This window comes from Actinocorallia sp. A-T 12471 (assembly GCF_033875155.1).
Lineage (GTDB): Bacteria > Actinomycetota > Actinomycetes > Streptosporangiales > Streptosporangiaceae > Actinocorallia.
Genome location: NZ_JAWZTE010000002.1, coordinates 602426 through 616082 on the forward strand (window position 1 = coordinate 602426; position 13657 = coordinate 616082).

Here is a 13657-nt window from a genome sequence, read left to right on the forward strand (position 1 = left end):
CGACCTGTGCGGGCCTTTCCGTGCCTTCCGCCCGGGAGGGCCCGCATTTGCGAGGACGCGCTTGTGAGGGCTTGGGGGACGATCTCCCCGGCGTTGGCCGAACCCCTGGTTCAGTGGGCGTCTGGAGCCACAAAACCAGACGAACAGGATCAGGGGGATTTTCATGGGGTTCGTGAGGACGCGGGACGGGGCCGAGATCTTCTACAACGACTGGGGGGAGGGCCAGCCCGTCGTGTTCATCCACGGGTGGCCGCTGAACGGGGACGCCTGGCAGGACCAGATGAAGGCGGTCGCCGAGAACGGGTTCCGTGGCATCGCGCACGACCGGCGCGGGCACGGCAGATCCACCCAGACCTGGGAGGGCTATGACTTCGACACCTTCGCCGACGACCTCGCCCAGCTCATCGAGGCGCTCGACCTGCGCGACGCCGTGCTCGTCGCGCACTCCATGGGCGGCGGCGAACTCGCCCGCTACATCGGCCGCCACGGCACCGGAAGGGTCAGCAAGGCGGTCCTGCTGTCGGCGATCCCGCCGCTGATGCTCCAGACGTCCGACAACCCCGAGGGCGTCCCGCACAAGGTGTTCGACGACATCAAGCGCGGCATCCTCGAGGAGCGCTCGCAGTACTGGCAGGACGCGTCGGAGAGCTTCTTCGGGGCCAACCGCCCGCACAACCGGGTCACCCAGGGCAACCGCGACGCGTTCTGGGCCATGGCGATGCAGGAGAGCATCAAGGCCGGCGTCGACTGCGTCACCGCCTTCGCCGAGACCGACTTCACCGAGGACCTGAAGAAGTTCGACGTGCCCACGCTCATCGTGCACGGCGACGACGACCAGATCGTGCCGATCGACGCGACAGCCCGCAAATCCGTACGGATCATTCCGAACGCGGAGCTCAAGGTATATCCCGGCGCGTCCCACGGCATCGCGCTCGTCCCCGGCGACAAGGAGAAGTTCACCGCCGACCTCCTCGACTTCCTGCGCGCCTGAGGGCCGGTACAGGACATCAGGGGCCCTGTCGGGAGATCGCGGGCGGCGGTAGAACGTCGGGGTGGAGATCTCCCGGAGCACCGCGGCCCTGCTCGTCTGCGGCATGCTCGCGGCGGGGCTCGCCGCCCCGGCGCGGGCGCAGGAGCGGCGGACGGCGGGCGCGGTGGTCTCCGTCGAGCGCCTTGCGCGCGCCCTGTGGCTGCCGAAGGCGGGCTCGGCCAAGCGGTTCCGTTACGTGACGCGTGACTCGCGCGGCAAAACGGCGGTCAGCAGCGGCATGCTGCACCTGCCCAAGGGCAGGGCCCCCAAGGGCGGCTGGCCCGTGGTGGCATGGGCGCACGGCACCGTCGGGATCGCCGACGCCTGCGCGCCGTCGCGCACCGGCTTCGCCGAGCGGGACGTCAGGTACCTGTCGCGCTGGCTCGCCGAGGGCTACGCGATCGTCGCCACCGACTACGCCGGGCTCGGCGCCGAGGGCGTGCCCGCCTACGCCGACGGGCCCAGCGAGGCCGAGAACGTCGCGGACTCGGTGCGGGCGGCGCGCAAGATCGTCAAGTCACTCGCCCGCAAGTGGGTGGTGGTCGGCCAGTCCCAGGGCGGGCACGCGGCCCTGTTCACGCTGCACTCGGCCGCGCGCTACGCCCCCGAACTCGACTTCCGGGGCGGCGTCGCCACCGGCGCGCCCTCCAACATCGAGTACCTCGCCCCGTTCGGCGGGCCCTACCTGCCCGACCTGCCCCTGCACGGCCTGACGACCTACTTCGCGTTCCTGATGGCGTCGCTGCGCGCCAACCGGCCCGACGTGGAGATCGACAGGTTCCTCACCCCGCGCGGCAGGACCGTCCTGGCCGACGCGCTGCGCCTGTGCTACGCCGACCTGTCCGCGAAGATCGCCGCCGACGGCACGGGGATCAACGACATCCTCGCGCGGTCCCTGTTCGACCGGCGCTTCTTCGAGGCCGAGCGGGCCGCCCTGGCCGTCCCGACCGAGGGGTACCGGCGGCCGTTCTACCTCGCCCACGGCGCGCGCGACACCGACATCCCCGCGGTGCTGACGCTGAAGCTCGCCGCCGACCTGCGCCGCGCGAAGGCCCCGGTGACCTTCCGGCTCTACCCGGGCGCGGACCACAGCGGGAACATGTTCGCCTCGCTGCCGGACACCGTCCCGTTCGTCAGACGGCTCCTGCGCGGCTGAGCCGTACTCCTGGGCCATCGGGCCCGTGGGTCAGCGGGACGCCTCGTACCACTGGTACGGGACGCTCCAGTCCCAGTTCTCGGCCTCCAGATAGTCCTCTGAGCCGACCCAGTAGGGGTCGAGGTATCCGGCGTAGGCGTGGCCCATGGCCCGCAGCCAGGAGGCCGCCATGGCGCCGAGGAAGGCGAGTGAGGTGCTGAACATGTGCGCTCCGCGGGGTCGGGGAGGTCGGCCGGTGTTCAGGGTCCGGCAAGGCCAGATCTCCCTGACCTTCCCGGGACACCAGTGTTGATGATCGGCGGCCCGGCTTCAATGGACATTCGCACAACACCGCGCCCCGTTTTCGCCGCCCCGGCCCACGGGCCTGACCTGCTGACTCTCCCGGGGGGCCGATAGACTCGGCGAACGTGACGACGAAGCCCCAGAGCAAGCCCCAGAACAAGCCCCGCATCCCCAATGTCCTCGCCGGCCGCTACGCCTCCCCGGAGCTCGCCGTCCTGTGGTCGCCCGAGCAGAAGGTGAAGCTCGAGCGCCGCCTGTGGCTCGCCGTCCTGCGCGCCCAGGCCGGGCTCGGCATCGACGTCCCCGAGCAGGCCCTGGCGGACTACGAGCGGGTGATCGACAAGGTCGACCTCGCCTCGATCGCCGAGCGCGAGAAGGTCACCAGGCACGACGTCAAGGCGCGCATCGAGGAGTTCAACGCGCTCGCCGGGCACGAGCACGTGCACAAGGGCATGACGTCGCGCGACCTCACCGAGAACGTCGAGCAGCTGCAGATCCGGCTCAGCCTCGCGCACGTGCGCGACCGCTCCGTCGCGGTGCTGGCCCGCCTCGGCTCGCTGGCCGCCCAGTACTCGGCGCTGGTCATGGCCGGACGCTCCCACAACGTCGCCGCGCAGGCCACCACGCTCGGCAAGCGCTTCGCGTCCGCCGCCGACGAGCTGCTCGTCGCCCTGGCCCGGGTGGAGAACCTGATCGAGCGCTACCCGCTGCGCGGGATCAAGGGCCCGGTCGGCACCGCACAGGACATGCTCGACCTCCTCGGCGGCGACCCCGCCAAGCTCGCCGCCCTCGAGGAGGGCGTCGCCGAGCACCTGGGGTTCGGCTCGGGGTTCGTCAGCGTCGGCCAGGTCTACCCGCGCTCGCTCGACCACGACGTGCTGTCGTCGCTGGTCCAGCTGGCCGCCGCGCCGTCGTCGCTGGCCAAGACGATCAGGCTGATGGCCGGGCACGAGCTGGTCACCGAGGGCTTCAAGGAGGGCCAGGTCGGGTCCTCGGCGATGCCGCACAAGATGAACACCCGCTCGTGCGAGCGCGTCAACGGCTTCATGGTCATCCTGCGCGGCTACGCGTCGATGACGGCCGAGCTGGCCGGCGACCAGTGGAACGAGGGCGACGTGTCGTGCTCGGTGGTCCGCCGCGTGGCCCTGCCGGACGCGTTCTTCGCCCTCGACGGCCTGATCGAGACCTTCCTGACCGTCCTCGACGAGTTCGGCGCGTTCCCCGCGGTCGTCTCCCGCGAACTCGACCGCTACCTGCCGTTCCTGGCGACCACCAAGGTCCTCATGGCCGCGGTGAAGGCCGGGGTGGGCCGTGAGGAGGCCCACGAGGTGATCAAGGAGCACGCCGTGGCGTCGGCGCTGGCGATGCGCGAGCAGGGCGCGGCAGACAACCAGCTGCTCGACCGCCTCGCCGACGACGCCCGCCTGCCGCTCACCAGGGCCGACCTCGACGCCCTCATGGCCGACCGCCTGTCGTTCACCGGAGCCGCCGAGGCGCAGGTCGCCGCGGTCGCCGAGCGGATCGCCGAGGTCGTCAAGCGGCACCCCGCCGCGGCCGCCTACACGCCGGGCGCGATCTTGTGACACCGCACGCTTTTGACAACAACTGTTCCACTGTTTCGACGGAGACGCCTTCCCGGGACAGGTGTTCTGTCAGGATGTCGGCATGAACGCCGTGCCCAGCCGCCGCATTTACGGCGGCGCGAGCCCCGAAGCCCGCGTCGCCGAGCGCAGGGCCCGCCTCCTTGAGGCGGGTCTTGAGCTGCTCGGCACCGAGGGCCTGCGCGGCACCACCGTGCGCGGGGTCATCGAGCGGGCACGGCTCACCCCGCGCTACTTCTACGAGAGCTTCCGCGACCTCGACTCGCTGATCACCGCCGTCTACGACTGGGTCGTGACCGCGCTGCGCGAGGAGTCGATGGCGGCGCTGCTCGCGGCGGGCGACCGCACCAGCGACCGGGTGCGCGCGGTGGTCAGGACGGTCGTCGACTTCTACGGCGACGACCCGCGCAAGGGCCGTCTCGTCCTCGCCGAGGCGATGGCGAGCCCGGCGCTCGCCGAACGGCGGCTGGCGACCTCGCAGATGTTCGCCAAGATGATGACGGGCGAGCCGATCCTGCACAGCGATCCCAGCCGGGAGATCATGATGGCCGCCCGCTTCATCGTCGGCGGGTTCAGCGAGATCCTGACCGGCTGGCTCCAGGGCGACCTCGAGGTCGACCGGCCGGAACTCGTGCGGCGCTGCACCGAGCTGATCATGGCGACGCTCGTCTCCGCGGCGACCGCGGAGAAAGCCTGACCCCTCCCCTTCGGCGCGGCCTTGGGTTAGCCTTGCCTCCATGGCGTTTCGCAGGGTGATACGCCGTTTCCAACCAGCCGGTACGCCGGCCGATTCCCGGGAGGCGTCGATGTCCGGCCGTACCCTCGCGCGCAAGATCTGGGACGCGCACGTCGTGCGCCGCGCCCCCGGACAGCCCGACCTGCTCTACGTGGACCTGCACCTGCTGCACGAGGTCAGCAGCCCGCAGGCGTTCTCCGGGCTGCGCGCCTCGGGGCTCGGCGTGCGGCGGCCCGACCTCACCCTCGCCACCGAGGACCACAACGTCCCCACCGACGACCCCACGACCATCGCCGACCCCCTGTCGCGCGCCCAGGTCGACACCCTGCGCGCCAACTGCGCCGAGTTCGGCATCCCGCTGCACTCGCTCGGCGACCCCGACCAGGGCATCGTCCACGTCATCGGGCCGCAGCTCGGCGTCGTCCAGCCCGGCATGGCGATCGTGTGCGGCGACTCCCACACCGCGACGCTCGGCGCGTTCGGCGCGCTCGCCTTCGGCATCGGCACCTCCGAGGTCGAACACGTCCTCGCCACCCAGACGATCACCGCGCCGCCGTTCTTGAGCATGGCCGTCACCGTCGAGGGGGAGCTTCCGCCCGGCGTGGGGGCCAAGGATCTGGTCCTGGCCGTCATCGCCAGGCTCGGCACCGGGGGCGGCGCGGGATACGGCATCGAGTACCGGGGCGCGGCGATCCGCGGGCTGTCCATGGAGGGCCGCATGACGGTCTGCAACATGACGATCGAGGCTGGCGCGCGCGCCGGGATGATCGCCCCCGACGAGACGACCTTCGCCTACCTCAAGGGCCGCCCGCATGCGCCCGCCGGCGAGCGCTGGGACGAGGCGGTCGCCTACTGGCGGACCCTGCGGACCGACGACGACGCGGAGTTCGACGCCGAACTCGTCATCGACGCCGCCGCGCTGACCCCGTTCGTCACCTGGGGCACCAACCCCGGCCAGGGCGCTCCCCTCGGTGCGGAGGTGCCCGACCCGGCGTCGTTCGCCAATGCGGCCGAGCGTTCGGCCGCCGAACGCGCCCTCGCCTACATGGATCTGACGCCCGGCACGCCGCTGCGCGACATCCGCGTCGACACGGTTTTTGTGGGTTCGTGCACCAACGGGCGGATCGAGGATCTGCGGGCCGTCGCGGAGGTGCTGCGCGGCCGCCGCGTCGCCGAGGGCACCCGGATGCTCGTGGTGCCGGGCTCGGCGCGGATCAGGCTCCAGGCCGAGGCCGAGGGGCTGCACGAGGTCTTCGCCGAGGCGGGCGCGCAGTGGCGGTTCTCCGGCTGCTCGATGTGCCAGGCGATGAACGCCGACCGCCTGGCCCCCGGCGAGCGCAGCGCCTCGACCTCGAACCGCAACTTCGAGGGCCGTCAGGGCAAGGGCGGACGCACCCACCTCGTCTCCCCCGCCGTCGCCGCCGCCACCGCCGTGCGCGGCCGCCTGTCGGCCCCCTCGGATCTGTGACGGGACCTGTGACGGGGGCGGCCCGACGCGGCCGCCCCCGTCTTCACCGCCCTACGCGGGTGTGTAGTGGCGGGCCTCATCCCCCTCAAGGATGAAGCTCTCCTTGCCCTCGATGCCGACCGGCACGTCGCCCGCGATGGTGACGCGGCGCAGGTGGCGGGGCAGGTCGCCGTAGTCGTCCGGCGCGTAGTGCTGGGTCGCCCTGTTGTCGAACAGCACGAGGTCGCCCGGCTCCCACTGGACGCGGAAGATGTTCTCCGGCCGCGTCACGTAGTGCTGGAGCAGGTCGAGGATCGCGCGTGACTCGCGGTTGGACAGGCCCACGATCGTCTGGGCGAACCCGCCGATGAACAGGCCGCGCTCGCCGGTCTCCGGATGCACCCGCACCACCGGATGCGCGGTCCGGTACCGCTTGGCGGTGAACACCTTGCGGTGCTCCTCGCGCGCGGACGTCTCGAACTGCGGCTGCACGTAGTCGTAGTCGTTGGTGTGCACAGCCCACGCCTTGTCGGCGAACTCGCGCAGCGGCTCGGGCAGGTCGTCGTAGGCGGTGACGCTGTTGGCGATGAGGGTGTTGCCGCCGTACGGGGGCACGATGATGCCGCGCAGGGTGCTCGCCTTGGGCGGCGTCCGCACGAAGGTGACGTCGGTGTGCCAGTTGTTGGCGCGGATGCCCTCGTCGCCGTTGACCTCGAGGATCTGCGGCTGCCCCTCGACCGACGGGACGGTCGGGTGCGCGCCGGTCAGCGGGCCGAACCTCGCGGCGAACTCCACCTGCCCGGCGTCGTCGAGGTGCTGGCCGCGGAAGATGAGCGCCTTGTGCTCAAGCAGTGCGGCGTTGACCTCGGCGAACAGCGCGTCGTCCAGGTCGCGGACGTCGAGGCCGACGACCTCGGCCCCGATCCGTCCGCCCACCTTGCGGAAGTCGATGTCTGCCAACGGGTGCTCCTCTCGAACTGGCGCGCACCCCCATGGGAACACCGGACCCGCGGAATTGTCAATAATTCCTATGGGTTAGATAGGCTTTAGGCCGGGGCCGCGCCCGCTACTCCGCGTCCCGCTCCTCGTTCTCCTTGTCGGCCTTGCTCTTGCTGAAGTGAATCCTGCCGATCACCGAACTACCTCCACGTTCGCCGCTATCTGTGCTGCCTTCTCCTGCCGGGAGCCGGAGATCCTGACCACCACCAGCAACCCGTCTTCCCGCTCACACGCCGCGATCACCGCGTTCCGCGCCCACCGGCCGCTGAACCCGCACCCGGCGAAGACCAGCGACCTGAGGTCGTAGAGCTCGGCGAAGTCCCGCGCGGTCACGCCCTCGTAGACCTCGACCATCGCACCGTCGCCACCTTCCGGGGGCTGGTAGTACTGCCGCTTCACCAGCCCGTCAACAGCGCCGGTCTGCCCCTGCGCCTCGGGCTGGGGGGCCTCCTGCGGACGCATCCCGGCGGGAAGGTCGTCCGGTCCCACCACGATCTCCACGTCGCCGGGGACCGCCGCCGTCTGCGTCGGCGCGGGCCCGTCGCCGGGAAACCCCAGGCCCACCGGGAGCGCCACCACGGCCGCCGCGGTGGCGACCGCCGCGAGCGGGATCGTGAGGCCGCGCAGGGACCACGGCCGCCGCCGTCGCGCAAGCACCCGTTCGGCGAGGTCGTGCGGCGCGGCGACCTCACGCACCTCCTCCTCGACGCTCTCACGGACCAGCGCGGCGAGCGCGGCGAGGCGCGCGGCCGACTCGTCGGGGCCGGTCATCGCCATCCTCCCGCCATCTCGCTCTCCGGAGGCGCGTCCCGCAGCTCGGCCGAGCCGCGCAGCGCCCGCATCGCGCGGTGCGTCTGGCTCTTGACCGTGCCGACGCTGACGTCCATCAGCGCGGCGGTCTCCGCCTCGGTCAGGCCCTCCCAGTACCGCAGCACGATCACCGTCCGCTGGCCGGGCGACAGGTCGCGCAGCGCGCGCCGCACGGCGTCACGGCGCACGTAGTCGTCGAACGGCAGCGTCACCGGCTCCTCGCCGCCGACCCGCTCGAGGACCGTCAGCGTCCGGGTGTCGCTCCGCCAGCCGTCCTTGGCCGCGTTCACGATCGAGCGCCGCAGATACCACTCGGGGTCGCCGCGCCGCGCGATCCGCTTCCACCGGGGGAACGCCCGCTCGAGCACCGCCTGGACCAGGTCCTCGGCCTGGTGCCGGTCGCCGGTGAGCGCCGCGGCGAACCGCGTCAGCGCGGTGCCGCGCTCGCGGACGAAGCTCGTGAACTCCGCCTCGGTCTCGTTCACCGTGCCCTCCCTCCGGTCGACACCCGGTACACGTCCGGGGAGGCCCGAAGGTTGTCACGCGGGTGCCCCCGATTCCCTGGGGAACCGGGGGCACCTCACGCGTGCCCGTCTCAGCACATGTTGCTCGAGGTGTAGGACATCCGCTTGGTGCCCGGGTCGTTGTAGTAGGCGTTCTGGCTCAGGCGCTGGAACCAGACGAGGTAGTTCCAGCCCTGGTAGTACACGGCGTTGTTGTACACGTTCCAGGTCCCGTCGTCCGCCCAGCCCCGGGTCGCCGGGCCGACGATCCCGTCGACGCCCAGGTTCCACTTCCGCTGCCAGGACTTCGTGGCGTTGGCCGTCCCGGAGCCGAAGATGCAGTCGACGCCGATCGAGATGCCGTCGGAGTGGACGACCTTCTGCCAGAGCCACACGTAGTTGCTCGTGGAGTAGGCGCAGCCGTTGCAGAGCGTCGCCTCATCACCCCAGTCGTCCGTGGAGTTGCCGACGCCGTCGACGAACTTGTTGGACGTCGAGCGCTCGGCGGTCTCCCTGCGCGGCGGCGGCGCCTTGTCGATGAGCCGCTTCACCTTGTTCGACACCTTCGAGGAGTCCGCGGGCAGCGCCTTGACGATCTTCAACAGGTCGTCGTGGCTCACCGGGTTGTGCAGGACGACCGTGTAGTTGACGCCGGTCCGCTCGGTCCAGACCGCGCCGGTGAGGCGGCCCTTGGCCACGATGCGCACGTCGCGCGTCCCGGCCTTGGCCCGCTTCACCTTCGCGGACTTGACGAGCCTGCCGGGCACCGTGCGCGGCGTGACCTCGCGGATCGCGCCGACCACCCGGATGACGGCCACGGACTGCGCGCCGTGGAACTCGGCGGAGTCCACCCTGACGTTCTGGTCGGGCGCGACGTCGGAGGGCGGCTGGAGCGCGGTCTCCCCGGTGAGCTGGACCCCGGGGATGACGCCGGTGACCGCCCCCTCGACGCCGTCGGGTATCCCCGGCGGCGCGGCCTGTGCGGGGGACGCCAACGAGAGGGTGAGGAATGAGGCGGCAAGGACGGCTGCTGCCTTGTTGCGCAAGACGAACTCCTAAGACACCGTGCGGAAACGATGATCAGAGATTCCCGTTTTGGACACTCAAGATCAAGATCAGTGAATGGCCTGTGATGGACATGTTGTCCGTGTTTGTAACGGAGACTCTGTTTCCGCAGTGACGGTGTCAAGCGGTCCGCGCGATCAGGCGGTCCGTGCGCCTTCCGGGCGGTAGCGGAGGAAGAGGGTGCCTTCGTCCTCGTAGACGGCTTCCAGCGCCAGGTCACGGCGTCCGTCGAGGTCGCCGACGAGCCGCGTGTGGTGCGGGGTGCCGAGCAGCGTCGGCGCGATGTTCAGGCACAGCTCGTCGGCGAGGTCCTCGCGCAGCACCGACGTGGTGAGCCCGGGGCCGCCCTCGCACAAGAGGTGGCGCAGGCCGTGCTCCTCGCGCAGACGGCGCACGGCGAGCCTGAGGTCCACGTCGCCGTCCCCCGCCGAGACGACCTTCACATGGCCCGGAGCGGGCGCGTGCGCCCCGTCGGAGGTGACGACGATCGTCTCGGCCTCGGTGAACAGGGCGGCCTCCCAGTCGAGGTCGAGCGACCTGCTCACCACGACGATCGGCGCGGGCGGACGGCCCCGCCGCGCCGCCATCTCCTTGGTGAGCCTGGCGGGCTTGATCCGGCCGGTCCGCACGGTCGACGCGCCGACCATGATCCCGTCGGCGAGGGCGCGCAGCGCGCGGAACACCCGGAAGTCGGCCTCGCCGCCCAGGCCGTCGGACCAGCCGTCCTCGTCGGTGGCCGAGCCGTCGGCGCTCACCACCATGTGGACGCGCAGCAGGTCGCCCGCCACGCCGTACTCGTAGTACGGGTCGATGCCCTCTTCGGGTTCCGGCAGCAGACGCCTCATAGGCCCCAGGTTATCTTGGGGCATGGACCTGCCGATCAGTCCTCCGGTCGCGCCGATGCTGGCCAAGGCGGTCAAGACCATGCCGCGGGGAGACCTTTACTACGAGCCGAAGTTCGACGGCTTCCGCTGTGTCGTCTTCCGGGACGGTGAGGAGGTCGTCCTGTCCAGCCGGGGCGAGAAACCGCTCACGCGGTACTTCCCCGACCTTGTCGAGACCGTCAGATCCGAGTTCCCCGAACGCTGTGTGATCGACGGCGAGATCATCATCCGGCGCGGGTCGCGGCTCGACTTCGACGCGCTGTCCCAGCGCATCCACCCGGCCGCGTCACGGGTGCGGCTGCTCGCCGAGCAGACGCCCGCCTCCTTCGTCGCCTTCGACGTGCTCGCCCTCGGCGACGAGTCCTACCTGACGACCCCGTTCCGCGACCGCCGCCCCCTCCTTGAGCGGGCGCTCGCCGAGGCGCAGCCGCCGGTCCACCTCAGCCCCATCACCGAGTCCTTCGACCTCGCCACCCGCTGGTTCGCGGAGTTCGAGGGAGCGGGGCTCGACGGCGTCATCGCCAAAGGCGCGGACCTGCCTTACGCGCCGGACAAGCGGCTCATGTTCAAGGTCAAGCACGAGCGGACCGCCGACTGCGTCGTCGCCGGGTTCCGGTGGCACAAGAGCGGCCCGATCGTCGGCTCCCTGCTGCTCGGCCTCTGGGACGGCCAGGGCGGCCTCAGGCACGTCGGCGTGGCGGCGTCGTTCACCATGAAGCGGCGCGAGGAGCTGGTGGCCGAGCTGGAGCCCTACCGGATGACGGACATCTCCGGCCATCCCTGGTCGGAATGGGCGGCGCAGGGCGAGGCCGACAGGATGCCGGGGGCGGTGTCGCGCTGGACCGGCAAGAAGGACCTGTCGTGGGTGGCGCTGCGGCCCGAGCTCGTCTGCGAGGTCGCCTACGAGCACATGGAGGGCGACCGCTTCCGGCACACCGCGCGGTTCCGCCGCTGGCGCGCCGACCGCACGCCCGAGTCGTGCACGTACGAGCAGCTGGAGGTCCCGGTCGACTTCGACCTTGACGAGATCCTTCGGTAACGAACCACTTGTCTCGCCGGGTCGTCAGAACGGCTGACCGTCCCAGCGAAAGAGAAGAGCGTTCCTTGCGCCGTCTGCTGCCCGTCGCCCTCACCACCCTGGCTCTCGCCCTGTCCGGATGCACCGCCTCCACCGACGGAGGGCTGAAGGCCGAGGAGTCACCGTCCGCCGCGCCGTCACAGGACGCCGCCGGGGGCGCGGCCGGCATCCAGGAGTCGGGCGGGCCCCAGCCGACCGACGTCACCTCCTCGCCCGGCACGATCCGCTTCACCAACGCCACCGAGGCCGTCGAGCGGCTGCTCCAGGCGCGGATCGAGGACGACAGGCCCGGCGCGCTCCTTGCCGCCGGGCCGCGCACCGTCGAGAAGCTCTGGGCCCTGCCCGCGCCCTCCACCCCGAGGATCGACGCCTGCCAGTCCGGCGCGGAGGCGGGCAGCTCGCACGCCTACGACTGCTACCAGCGCTACGAGGGCGGCGCGTCGCATTTCTCGGTGGACGCCCACCCCGCCGCCGGCTGGCTCGTCGTGGACTTCGAGCAGAACGCCGACTGAGCGCGGCGCACCGACTGACGTCCTGAGGGTTCCCTTCCCGCAACAAACAAGCGTACGCTTGGTGCGCTGTTAGACGGGAAGGGAACCGATGACCGAGATCAAGACCTACGCGCACCTGATCGGCGGCGAACTGCGCCAGTCCGAGCACACGCTCGACTCGGTCGACCCGGCCACCGGGCAGGTCTGGGCGCGCGTCCCCAAGGGCACCGCCCAGGACGCCGACGACGCCGTCGCCGCCGCCAAGAAGGCGTTCCCCAGGTGGTCGAGCATGCCCGCCGCCGGACGCGCCTTCATGCTCCGCAAGGTCGCCGAGGTCTTCACCGCCAACGCCCGCGAACTGGCCGAACTGGAGACCCGCGACAACGGACGGATCATCAACGAGACGTCGAAGCTCGACCTGCCCGGCATGACCTACCTGTGGCAGAACGCCGCTGGCGAGGCCGCCCAGGCCGTCGAAGGCAAGTCGGTGATCTTCGGGCCGGGGAGCATGGGGTACACGCGGCGCGAGCCTTACGGCGTCGTCGTCGGGATCATCCCCTGGAACTCCCCCATCTCGACCTTCTCCGCCAAGGCCGCCTACGCGCTCGCCGCGGGCAACACCGTGGTGATCAAGCCCGCCGAGCAGGCGACCGTCTCCATGCTGCGGCTCGCCGAGCTGCTCAAGGACGTGCTGCCCAAGGGCGTGCTCAACATCGTGTCCGGGCTCGGCGAGGAGGTCGGCGACAGGCTCGTCCGGCACCGCGACGTCGGCAGGGTCAGCCTCACCGGCTCCACCGAGACCGCGAAGATCATCACCAGGGCGTCGACCGACGCGCTCAAGCCGCTCGCGCTGGAGCTCGGCGGCAAGTCGCCCAACATCGTCTTCGCCGACGCCGACCTCGACAAGGCCGCCGAGGGCGTCTCCACCCGCGCGATCTTCACCGGCAACGCGGGCCAGGCGTGCCTCGCCGGATCACGCATCCTGGTCCAGCGGCCCGTCTACGACGAGCTCATCGCCAAGGTCAAGGAGCGGATGGCCGCGATCAGGCTCGGCGACCCGCAGTCCCCCGAGACGACCATGGGCCCGATCGTGTCCCGCGAGCAGTACGACCGCGTCGTGTCCTACATCGAACTCGGCCAGAAGGAGGGCGCGGAGCTCGTGTACGGCGGACGCCACGGGGCCGAGCTCGTCCCCGACGAGTTCGCAGGCGGCTACTGGGTCGAGCCGACCCTCCTGGCCACCTCCGACAACTCCCTGCGCGTCTGCCAGGAGGAGATCTTCGGGCCCGTCGCCGTCGTGCTGCCCTTCGACACCTACGAAGAAGCGATCGCGATAGCCAACGACTCCCCTTACGGACTCGCCTCCGGCGTCTGGACCAAGTCGCTGGCCACCGCGCAGCGCGCCGCCCAGGACATCCAGGCCGGATACGTCTGGGTCAACACCTTCCGCCGCGTCGCCCCCGGGCTGCCCTTCGGCGGCTGGAACGACAGCGGCTACGGCCACGACGCGCTGCTGGAGAACACCCGGGAGAAGTCGGTCATCCTCGACCTGTAAGCCACTCCCCTGGCCGGGGG

Annotated in this window: 14 protein-coding genes; 8 read left to right on the plus strand and 6 right to left on the minus strand. The window is 71.0% G+C overall.

The genetic code is table 11. The features are described 5' to 3' along the window. Nucleotides 1–163: 163 nt before the first annotated feature. Entirely contained in the window at nt 164–991 is an 828-nt protein-coding gene (locus R9X44_RS07840) for an alpha/beta hydrolase (RefSeq protein ID WP_319813324.1), read from the plus strand. Nucleotides 992–1052: 61 nt separating this feature from the next. After that, nucleotides 1053–2186 carry an alpha/beta hydrolase family protein gene (locus R9X44_RS07845; RefSeq protein ID WP_319813325.1) on the plus strand — a complete coding sequence of 378 codons (1134 nt, stop codon included), beginning with the start codon at nt 1053–1055 and terminating at the stop codon, nt 2184–2186. Between the two features lie 30 nt (nt 2187–2216). Here the strand turns inward: R9X44_RS07845 and R9X44_RS07850 are convergent, their stop codons facing one another. Further along, nucleotides 2217–2390, minus strand: coding sequence for a hypothetical protein (locus R9X44_RS07850; protein ID WP_319813326.1), 174 nt, complete (start codon nt 2388–2390; stop codon nt 2217–2219). A 203-nt stretch (nt 2391–2593) separates the two neighbouring features. On the opposite strand from R9X44_RS07850, the gene purB reads away from it, so the two are divergent. The 3 genes from purB to leuC all read left to right on the plus strand — a co-directional run bounded on the left by purB (nt 2594) and on the right by leuC (nt 6273). Beyond that, entirely contained in the window at nt 2594–4051 is a 1458-nt protein-coding gene (gene purB / locus R9X44_RS07855) for an adenylosuccinate lyase (RefSeq protein ID WP_319813327.1), read from the plus strand. Between the two features lie 82 nt (nt 4052–4133). Continuing rightward, nucleotides 4134–4766 (plus strand): TetR/AcrR family transcriptional regulator, encoded by a 633-nt coding sequence (locus R9X44_RS07860; RefSeq protein ID WP_319813328.1) that lies wholly within the window; start codon nt 4134–4136, stop codon nt 4764–4766. Nucleotides 4767–4875: 109 nt separating this feature from the next. Next, the gene (gene leuC / locus R9X44_RS07865; RefSeq protein WP_319813329.1) at nt 4876–6273 is read left to right on the plus strand and encodes a 3-isopropylmalate dehydratase large subunit; all 1398 of its coding nucleotides are present in this window, start codon (nt 4876–4878) and stop codon (nt 6271–6273) included. A gap of 51 nt (nt 6274–6324) precedes the next feature. Here leuC and R9X44_RS07870 read toward each other — a convergent pair whose 3' ends face one another. The 5 genes from R9X44_RS07870 to R9X44_RS07890 all read right to left on the minus strand — a co-directional run bounded on the left by R9X44_RS07870 (nt 6325) and on the right by R9X44_RS07890 (nt 10474). Beyond that, nucleotides 6325–7212: a TauD/TfdA family dioxygenase gene (locus tag R9X44_RS07870; protein ID WP_319813330.1), complete on the minus strand. Its 888-nt coding sequence runs from the start codon at nt 7210–7212 to the stop codon at nt 6325–6327. Between the two features lie 171 nt (nt 7213–7383). Continuing rightward, complete coding sequence (locus tag R9X44_RS07875) at nt 7384–8022, minus strand: hypothetical protein (protein WP_319813331.1); 639 nt, start codon at nt 8020–8022, stop codon at nt 7384–7386. Continuing rightward, entirely contained in the window at nt 8019–8546 is a 528-nt protein-coding gene (locus R9X44_RS07880; protein WP_319813332.1) for a SigE family RNA polymerase sigma factor, read from the minus strand. Before R9X44_RS07880 ends, R9X44_RS07875 begins: the two co-directional genes overlap by 4 nt. A 110-nt stretch (nt 8547–8656) precedes the next feature. After that, nucleotides 8657–9610, minus strand: a complete 954-nt coding sequence (locus R9X44_RS07885; RefSeq protein WP_319813333.1) for a peptidoglycan-binding domain-containing protein — start codon at nt 9608–9610, stop codon at nt 8657–8659. A 156-nt stretch (nt 9611–9766) separates the two neighbouring features. Further along, complete coding sequence (locus tag R9X44_RS07890) at nt 9767–10474, minus strand: dihydrofolate reductase family protein (RefSeq protein WP_319813334.1); 708 nt, start codon at nt 10472–10474, stop codon at nt 9767–9769. Nucleotides 10475–10496: 22 nt separating this feature from the next. Here R9X44_RS07890 and R9X44_RS07895 point away from each other — a divergent pair, with 22 nt between their 5' ends. From R9X44_RS07895 to R9X44_RS07905, 3 genes are all read left to right on the plus strand, one after another. Then, a complete protein-coding gene (locus R9X44_RS07895) occupies nt 10497–11552 on the plus strand; it encodes an ATP-dependent DNA ligase (protein WP_319813335.1) in 1056 nt (351 codons plus the stop codon). Between the two features lie 65 nt (nt 11553–11617). After that, entirely contained in the window at nt 11618–12103 is a 486-nt protein-coding gene (locus R9X44_RS07900) for a hypothetical protein (protein ID WP_319813336.1), read from the plus strand. Between the two features lie 88 nt (nt 12104–12191). Continuing rightward, the gene (locus tag R9X44_RS07905) at nt 12192–13637 is read left to right on the plus strand and encodes an aldehyde dehydrogenase family protein (protein ID WP_319813337.1); all 1446 of its coding nucleotides are present in this window, start codon (nt 12192–12194) and stop codon (nt 13635–13637) included. Nucleotides 13638–13657 lie beyond the last annotated feature (20 nt).

Excerpts from the sequence above, each read along its gene's own strand:
- R9X44_RS07890 (WP_319813334.1), bottom strand. The coding sequence starts at position 10,474 with ATGAGGCGTCTGCTGCCGGAACCCGAAGAGGGCATCGACCCGTACTAC.
- R9X44_RS07905 (WP_319813337.1), top strand. The coding sequence starts at position 12,192 with ATGACCGAGATCAAGACCTACGCGCACCTGATCGGCGGCGAACTGCGC.
- leuC (WP_319813329.1), top strand. The coding sequence starts at position 4,876 with ATGTCCGGCCGTACCCTCGCGCGCAAGATCTGGGACGCGCACGTCGTG.
- R9X44_RS07840 (WP_319813324.1), top strand. The coding sequence starts at position 164 with ATGGGGTTCGTGAGGACGCGGGACGGGGCCGAGATCTTCTACAACGAC.
- R9X44_RS07875 (WP_319813331.1), bottom strand. The coding sequence starts at position 8,022 with ATGACCGGCCCCGACGAGTCGGCCGCGCGCCTCGCCGCGCTCGCCGCG.
- R9X44_RS07895 (WP_319813335.1), top strand. The coding sequence starts at position 10,497 with ATGGACCTGCCGATCAGTCCTCCGGTCGCGCCGATGCTGGCCAAGGCG.
- R9X44_RS07850 (WP_319813326.1), bottom strand. The coding sequence starts at position 2,390 with ATGTTCAGCACCTCACTCGCCTTCCTCGGCGCCATGGCGGCCTCCTGG.
- R9X44_RS07860 (WP_319813328.1), top strand. The coding sequence starts at position 4,134 with ATGAACGCCGTGCCCAGCCGCCGCATTTACGGCGGCGCGAGCCCCGAA.